Source organism: Moorena sp. SIO4G3 (assembly GCF_010692305.1).
Lineage (GTDB): Bacteria > Cyanobacteriota > Cyanobacteriia > Cyanobacteriales > Coleofasciculaceae > Moorena > Moorena producens_A.
On the sequence record NZ_JAAHIG010000352.1, the window covers coordinates 1 to 8,949 of the forward strand.

General features: G+C 40.2%; 5 protein-coding genes. All 5 read right to left on the minus strand.

All coding sequences use genetic code 11. The features are described from left to right. Positions 1-370 precede the first annotated feature (370 nt). Entirely contained in the window at positions 371-1,465 is a 1,095-nt protein-coding gene (locus tag F6J99_RS36140) for a glycosyltransferase (RefSeq protein WP_070393700.1), read from the minus strand. A gap of 30 nt (positions 1,466-1,495) precedes the next feature. Next, a complete protein-coding gene (locus F6J99_RS36145) occupies positions 1,496-2,692 on the minus strand; it encodes a glycosyltransferase family 4 protein (RefSeq protein WP_293120444.1) in 1,197 nt (398 codons plus the stop codon). Further along, positions 2,683-4,065, minus strand: a complete 1,383-nt coding sequence (locus F6J99_RS36150; RefSeq protein ID WP_293120446.1) for a lipid II flippase MurJ — start codon at positions 4,063-4,065, stop codon at positions 2,683-2,685. The genes F6J99_RS36145 and F6J99_RS36150 overlap by 10 nt, the downstream gene beginning before the upstream one ends. 69 nt (positions 4,066-4,134) lie before the next feature. Beyond that, positions 4,135-5,529, minus strand: a complete 1,395-nt coding sequence (locus tag F6J99_RS36155) for a DUF4832 domain-containing protein (RefSeq protein ID WP_293120448.1) — start codon at positions 5,527-5,529, stop codon at positions 4,135-4,137. A 175-nt stretch (positions 5,530-5,704) separates the two neighbouring features. Next, positions 5,705-8,530, minus strand: a complete 2,826-nt coding sequence (locus tag F6J99_RS36160; RefSeq protein WP_293120450.1) for a polysaccharide biosynthesis protein — start codon at positions 8,528-8,530, stop codon at positions 5,705-5,707. Positions 8,531-8,949: the final 419 nt, after the last annotated feature.

Sequence of the window (8,949 nt, forward strand, 5' to 3'; positions counted from 1 at the left end):
CACAAGAGCGAGATACTATATGATGCCCGCCCCGTAACGCACCACCGTGTCAAACAGCAAAAATGAGATGCACCCAGTAGGGAGTAGGGAGTAGCGATGCAGCGCGGTCTTGGGGGTCTCCCCCATGAGCGACTGCATCAAGACGGGAGTAGGGAGTAGCCAATATGGCATCAAAAACTTTGACAATTTAATTTATTTAGAATTGCTATATATATCCTATAAAGTAAAAAATGATCCCCCATTATCCCCCTTAATAAGGGGGACTTTGAGGTTGAGAAGCGTACCTCATAACTGCGATAAACGCTATAAACACAATACATTGAGGAAAATTTTGAATTTTGAATTTTGAATTTTGAATTAACTAACGACTTTAGTTCAATATAGCTAAATACTCAGAAACTGCTCGTTCAGTAGAAAAGTACCTTGCCCGCTCCATTAATTTATCCTGAGTTAATGGAGATTTAAGTACTTGTAACATAGCTAATGATAAAGCCGCTGAATCCCCGACTGGGACTAAAATGCCATATTGTCCTGCTGATAAAATTTCCGCTGGACCACTAGGACAATCTGTAGCAATTACTTGGCAACCACATGCCATTGCTTCAATTAACACAGTTGGTAACCCTTCCCAGCGAGAAGACAAAACCAATGCATTTGCCTTACTCATGTACGCATAAGGATTCTCCACAAAACCTGGCATAGAAACATCCTCTGCAATTCCTAGCCTGTTAATGGTTGCCTCTAATTCGCCTCGGGATTCCCCTTCACCTAAAATCACCAGACGAGCGATCATTTTTTTTCTTAAACGTGCAAACCCTTGGATTAGAGTCAAGAAATCTTTTTGAGGTGATAATCTACCAACAGCCAAAAAGACAGGAGGAGCGTCTTTGCGAAACCAAGGATGGCTCACAGGCATTTTTGATTTGGCGATTAGCTGATGATTAACCACTGGATTGTAAATTTCTCTGACTTTTCCTTGGTCAAAACCAAGTTGACACTCCAAATCCCGTGCTACTGCTTGAGAAACTCCGACAATTTCATCAGCACGAGGGTAAAACCATTTCATCAGTGGTGGCACCAATTTAGCTCGCATTAACTGAGACTTAGAAGCTGACAAAGTGTTGTGTTCCACCAACACTAATCGAGTCTTGGTACGAGCTAACTCCTTGGCTGCTACAGCAATGACGTTAGCATGAGCCAGATGAGACACTAGGGCACAAGGTCTGTTTTGTTGTAAGTAACGTGACAAGGGTTGAATTGCTTTCACAACTCGTCCGGCTGCCAAGTTAACTAGACGCACCTCCTTAGGCACTTGGCTTAGATAGGGTCCGTCAGCACTGGCAAGAACTAGATCCAACTGGACATCTTGTTCCAACATCCCTTTGAGCAAGTTAACTGTTACCCGTTCTGCGCCACCGTCATAGAGAGCAGGTAGAAAAAAAGCGATATGCTTTATATCCATCATTCTTTTATAGATTATACTTTATAGCAGTTTTCAATTAATCCCTGTTACATCTGCTGTCAGTGATTCATAAAGCTGACTGGTGACTGGTGACTGGTGACTGGTGACTGCTGACTGCTGACTTATAACGTCACTAAATAAAGTTTCCCAGCGTTCTATTATTGTTGCTAAACCAAATTTTTCTGTAATTTTTGGAGCATAAGATGCTAGACGTTTACGCTCTTCCTGATTGGATATTAAACGATCCATTGCTGTAGCTAACGCTAACCCATTTTCACTGGGCACCAAAATCCCATTTACACCATCACGAATAACTTCTCGTGGACCACTAGGACAATCTGTTGAAACAACGGGGAGTCCACAAGCGAGTGCTTCAACTAAAACCCCTGGTAAGCCTTCAAAGCGGGAAGACAAGACAAATAATTCTGACCGTTTTAAGACTGAAAAGGGATTACGAACAACCCCAGGAAAGATGACATTATCAGTTAAACCTAATTGATCTCTGAGATTTTCAAGCTCTGGACGAAGCTCCCCTTCTCCTAAAATTATAAGTTGCCAGTCTGGATGGTGACCAGCATGTTTTTTGAAAGCAGATAATAAAATATCAAACCCTTTCTGATGGGTAAGCCTTCCGATAGCAACTATCCATTTTTTACTTAAATCAGCTCCTTTAGTTTCCAGAAATTTATCCATACTAGGGATGGTATTGATACTAGCCAATGGGTTATAAATTACTGCTCGTTTGGTTTGGGGGAGCCAGTCAAAATACTGATTCACTCCATTCCCTACGCTCACCACTTTATCCGCAAAGGAATAAGTGATATGTCGCAATCTATCCCACACTTTACCACTAGAACTTTTACGAGGATCATTCTGTTCACTTACCAGAACGGGATAGTTAGTCTTAACAAGAGCTAACAGGGTCAAGATATTGATTTGATCTAAGAAAGAAATGACGACATCAGGGTGGAGGGATTTAATGGTTCGCCTCAAGACCCACAGACGATAGAGGTTATTCCAAATTCCATGAATAAAAGTTGGTGAGTTTTTGGCGATATTAAGGGCTACTCGATTAACCCCATCGGGTAATTTATAAAAGTCAAGATAGGTGTCATCAATTGTTACCACATCAACTTGATAGCCCTTGTTAAAGAATCCTTTTGCTAGCAAAGCTACCGCTCGCTCAGCACCCCCACAGGAGAGAGATGACGTTACTAGTGTTAATCGCATAATTGTTTTTCAGGGTTTTTCTTTTTGATTTGGTTTTGGGTAAATAAGAGCATAAATGAGAAACAAAAGATATAGACACAGCTAGTGGATAACGCAATGCCTTTAATTCCCAGCCATTGCATAAAGAGAATATTCAAAATAATATTAATGGCTAAATCAAATCCAGATACCCACATTAGGATATAGTTAAGTCTCATAGCTGACACCAGCCTAACCACTAGTATATTAGCAATATAAAAAGGAATTTGTAATGCATAAAGTGCTTGAGTTTGAGAGACTAAATTAGTAGCTTCAGAGGTAAATGAACCTCGTTCAAAAACTAGTTTAACTATCGGTTCAGAAAATACAATTAGAATTATGCTTAGCGGTACAGTAATTAAAAATATCAGCCGCAGATAATACCTAAGGGTGCCACGGATTCCGTGCCAATCCTGACTAGCAACCATCTTAGAAAAATAGGGAATTACCGCAGTGCTGATCGCAATACTCATTAGGTTAATAGGAGAAGCAATTAAACCGTTGGCGTAGTTAAGTATAGAAACACTACCAGGAGACAACATAGCTGCCATGGCTTGATCAATTGGAGCAGCACTACAGATTAATAATGCTCCAGCAATCATTGGCAGATACTGGCTTGCTACCTGGCGCATAGGCTCATTAAATCCATACCATCTTGGCAGTAATGAAATACCTTGACGATGCAGTGCTATTCCCAGAATTATCAGCTCTAGAACTGTACCACTAATTAATCCAGCAACTAAGGCAAAGATTCCTAAAGACTTAAATCCTACTATCAATAGGATGCTAATCACCGGAATCATCATTGGACATAGAGCTGCTAGAGCAAAACGTTCCCCAGCATTCAATACAGCACTCCAAATGATGGCAATTCCAGTAAGGACAACTACGGGTGCCATTAAACCAAGTAGATGGAAGGTAAGCTTTAACTTTTCGGGGTTAAACCCAGAGGCAATCAATGGTAAATAAACCAGAGCAGTAGCTACCATGACTATAGTAGTGAAGCTAAGCAGTACTAATGCCCATATCATTACTCCAGAAAACAGTTTTTGAGCGGCTGCCATTCCTTCCTGATCTCGTACACGGATATAGGTAGGAATAAACGCAGTATCAAGAGATTCAGCGATTACATTTTTTATCAAAAATACAACCAATAAAGCGATAAAAAATGCATCTAATTCATTCCCATTCCCAAACCTCCAAGCAACTGCTAATTCTTTAATAATAGAAGAAATTTTTACAAAACCAGTCAATAAACCAACAGTTATAATTGCGCGAAAAATTTTGCTATTCGTCGAGCCATTGACTAGCTTTTTACAGTAGATAAGCAAGCTCTGCCCTGACCAAACTCTCATAGTCTCTATCCGTATTTAAGCATTCATATCTCAGCTATCACCTATCAGCTATCAGCATATGTTTACAGTTTAATTAACAACAAGGCTAGTCAATAGAGAATTGTAGCCTGTAGAAGCTTCCCAGAGATTTTGATTAGCAAGTCTGATGGAATAGTCTGGACGATTATATAATTGAGGAGCTGGATCAGGTAGGTTTAAGAAAACATCATAGGTTCCAGTTTCGATTGTGTCTGGAGTACGAGTGACAGCATTAATAACCTGAGTACTACCAGGCATCCACATCCGAGGATCCTCGTCTATAGGTAAATGGTATTCGCGACGAGTGACACGGTGACGGAGAATAATTTCCAGTGGCCGAGGATTGTAAGGACTAGCCCATCCTTCATTGATAATTTCCAATTGTATTGAGAATGTACTAGCGGGTTTTACCCTAGTAGGAGTAACTGACTTGACTAGACGAAAGCGATAGCCCAAACGACGTTTAATTTTCTCTAAACACCCTTGGGTTTCCCAGTCTTCAATGATCTCAGTGGCATCACCCGGTTTGTAGTTTAATGCACTCCAGCGCATTCGTTCTAGTTCATTTAAGGCATTGGGACAATCGTCAAAAGAACTAGGATTGCAGGTTTCTCCCCCCTGTACCACATACCGATTATCCAGATTTAAAAATGTTTTTTCTTGTTCTATTATCCCCCGATCTGTATCGCTGTAAGTTCCCCAATCATCAATACTGGCTAGGAAACAATCATTAGTAGCTCCAGTTCTCCCTCGGTTAGTACCATTAAACGCTTCATCAGGGGTAAGAGGATTTTCCTGATCAAAAATTGCCATTTTATGATTGGGGTATCGTAGACCAACCATGCGTTCACTGGGTAGAACAGACAAGAGTTTAAACAAAATAGCTTTTCTATCTTCATTGTTGCTATCCAAACCATAGTAAGAACTATGCCATTCTCCCCAGTAACCAATAAAACCTGCTTCCATGTAGGCGATAACATCGTAGTTTGATGCTAATATTGGTTGCAGATCATCCAGATGGGAGAGTATGCGATCGCGGGATGAATCTTCACCACCTCCTACCCAATTATAGGAAAACCGTAGGATTAATTTGACCCCAGCTTGTCGAGCAGTATTCAAATCCTGGGATAGGGTTTGTAGAAAAGACTCTGATAACGGTTTATTTCTAAATTCGGAAATTAGGTAAACCTTACGTACTAACGTCATCTGGTTATTCCTAACCTCTTGTAGCTCAGACAACTGTAAGGAATAATTTGATGTATTGTCCAGAGGAGTAAAGGGAATAAAAAAGCCTCGTTCTGGATTGGGAAAGTGTTCATCACTCCCTTGATAAACCGTGGTAATGTTAGAGGTATGAGCTGTTGTCATAGTATTACAAGCAACAGTGGTGAATATCCCTAGTACAAAGACTAACTTGCTGTATTTTGCTATCTTGCTAATCACCATAATTGCTTTCTTATACTAATTGATTATCAAGTTTTATAGCGGTTTTACTTTGAATGACCTACACACCACATTTCTCCCCCCTCCTCCCCCTCCTCCCGCTCTCCCCTTAGTAGCGCTAATCGATATTTACCTCACTTCTAGAACCTCACTATTTCTGACCCTTAGTCGAGTTTAGCTAAACTCCAATCAAAGTTATCGCGGCTTCAACGTCTACGGGTTTGGAAAAAAAGTAACCCTGTCCATATTTACAGTTGAGGATTTTTAGTTGATCAATTTGCCTTGATGTTTCTACCCCGGTGGCAATTAGATCAACACCAAGATCATTGGCTAATTTAGCCACGGTTTGAACCGGTTCTAAATTTCTGTTATGTGTATTGATCTGACTGACTATAGAGCGATCAACTTTCAAGCCATTAAACTCTCCATATAGAGAGTTAGATACTTCATGGATATACTTGATATCCGATGAATTATCAATACCAAAATTATCCAATTGCAACTGAATACCAATGGCTCTAAGTTTGGAAAGCACCACCATTGCTTCCTCAGGATTTTTCCGAATAAAACTCTCAGGAATTTCTAGCTTTAAACGATAAGCATCCAAGTTAGTATCCTTGATTATTTTGTTAATCTGCTGAACTAAATCAGGTTGCAATAACTGTTGGCGACACAGATTAACACTAATGGTTATCGGTGTTTGAGTAGGAAACAGTTGTTGCCAAGACTGTAGTTGATTGCAAACTTCTCTGATTACCCACCAACCAATGGGAACAATCAAGCTAGTTGCTTTTGCTACTGGCATAAACTCTTCTGGATAAATCAATCCTAGGTTAGGATGCTGCCAGCGCAACAATGCTTCAAAACTATTAATATGCTCGTTTTCTAGGAGCATAATCGGCTGGTAGTAAAGCTGCAAATCCTGATTTTTTAGAGCCTTTTGCAAATAATCTTCCATTTCCCAGAACCCAATTTTTTTGGTGTGGGTAACTTGGCCGTTGGCTTGGTGATAACACTTGTCCAACACTTGAATCTTTTCATCAGTCCTGATCATATTAGAAATATCCGAGGATAGATTTAGGATTGGAGTAGTTTTTTTGTATTTAGGAGTGTAGCCTGGTATCAGTTGATCCAGCAAGAATAGAATTAGATTGGTATAATTTTGAGCTGCAGCTTTACGGAGTGCTTCTACTGCATAGTCAAGATTTTTGGAAACCATGTGACTAGCATTTTTAACTACTAGCAATTTGTCGTGTAGGGTTGGTTCATATTCTTCTCCAGGAATTAGCAGTTCCTCAAATAACTTTTCTCCTGGTCGCAGTCCGGTAAAGACAATGTCAATGTCCTTACCCACTTCATACCCGGACAGGCGAATCAGTTCTTTGGCTAAGTCAACAATTTTGACCGGTTGACCCATATTGAGCATAAACACTTCACCACCCTGACCAATCACTGAAGCTTGCAAAACCAATTGAACTGCTTCTGGAATCGTCATGAAATAGCGACAGATATCAGGGTGGGTAACAGTCACCGGACCCCCAGCAGCAATTTGACGCTTAAAGGTAGGAACAACACTACCTCGGCTACCGAGAACATTACCAAAACGAACCACAGAAAAATGCCTACCACTCCTTTGAGCCGCTTGTAGCACCAGCATTTCTGCCACTCGCTTGCTGCAGCCCATAACATTGGTGGGATTAACTGCTTTATCCGTTGAAATCATGACAAAGTGTTCCACACCATATCGCAATGAGAGATCTAGCAAATTTTTGGTTCCCAGCACATTGTTTGTGATCGCTTCTGGAGGATTTAATTCCATCATTGGCACATGTTTGTGAGCCGCAGCGTGGAAAACAATATCTGGTCTGAATTGGTCAAAAATATACTCTAACCGACCTGTCAATCGAATATCGGCAATAATAGTGTTAAGATTGGGAAGTCTTTCATGTTCTAAGCGATCGTATTCAAGTAGTTCTAAAACTTGGTTTAGTTCTTGCTGGATATGGAACACGGAGTTTTCTCCATGTCCCAAAAGTACCATTTCTGAGGGTTGACACTTGAAAATTTGGCGACAAAGTTCACTGCCAATAGAGCCTCCTGCTCCTGTTACCAAAACTATCTTTCCTTTCAGAAACTTAGCCACACGCTGAACATCAGTTTGTATAGGTTCGCGACGCAGCAAGTCTTCAATCTTGACATCCCGAACACTACCAACACGGATAGGATTATTGAGGATTTCATTCATACCAGGTAAAGTACTAGTTGGTACTCCTGTGGATTTACAAATATCTAAAACTTCCCGAATCACTCGCCCAGGTGCTGTAGGCATGGCGATAATAATTTTGCGAATACGTAGAGAGCGAACAACATCAGGAATGGCATCACGATTACCAACTATAGGTAGTCGCCTAATTCTTAAATTGAGCTTTTTACGGTCATCGTCAATAAAGGCGACAGGATTAAAACCCAGGGAAGGATTCTTTTGCATATCCTGGGCTAGAGCAACCCCTGCACTACCAGCACCAACAATCAGTACATTGTCCCGGCGATGAAACTTCCTATGCTTTTGGCTGACTCTTTCGACTGCACGAACACTGAAGCGAAGACTACCGACAAACAACATGCTGAGTATACCGTCAAGTAAGGGCAAGGAATTAGGCAGGCTATTTAAGGATAAATTGGTTAAACCATTCGACCAGTGAAACAATAACGTTTGAATGACGATAGCAGCAGCAGTAAGTGCGGCTATCTGCTCTAGTTCATCAATACTGGCATAAGACCAGCAACGCTTGTAGAGACCGAAGGTAGAAAATACAGTTAGTTTAACGACTAGGAACAGAATGGTTGCCAGTATCAGTCCAGATTGATAGGGGTTGATATCTAAATGATTGTTTAAGAACAGGACTAGAGCTAATACTGGTGTACTCGTGAAAATAATCAAATCAATGAGTAAAAAGTGGCGATTTCTCAGACCTAGTAACCAATTTGATAAGTTATTCGTCATCTTTTATTATCCAGTTAATTATGAAAAATTACACAGTAATTAGCTAGGAAAATTCGGCTCAAGTAACAGGTAACGGGAAACGGTTAACACAGAATTATCGATGTTTTATCCCTCTGGGGGCGTAAGTTAGTTTAACTTTATAAATCGGTGGTTAGTATAGCTAGATAAAAAATCAAAAGAAACACAACTAAAGACATATTTTTAAGTTTTTTTTTATAAAATTAATTGAAATTAATCTAGATAACTATAAAAAGCAATCCCATGACTTTACTAAGTTTTTACTAATGTTTTACTAAAATTTTACTAAGTGTGTGGGAGTTTTTACTGATAGTTAAATGAGATGAACTGCTTAGTATAGTGGCTCATTAAATGCTCACAAGGTTGCCAGTGTGGCATAACTTTTTGGTGCTACACTGGTA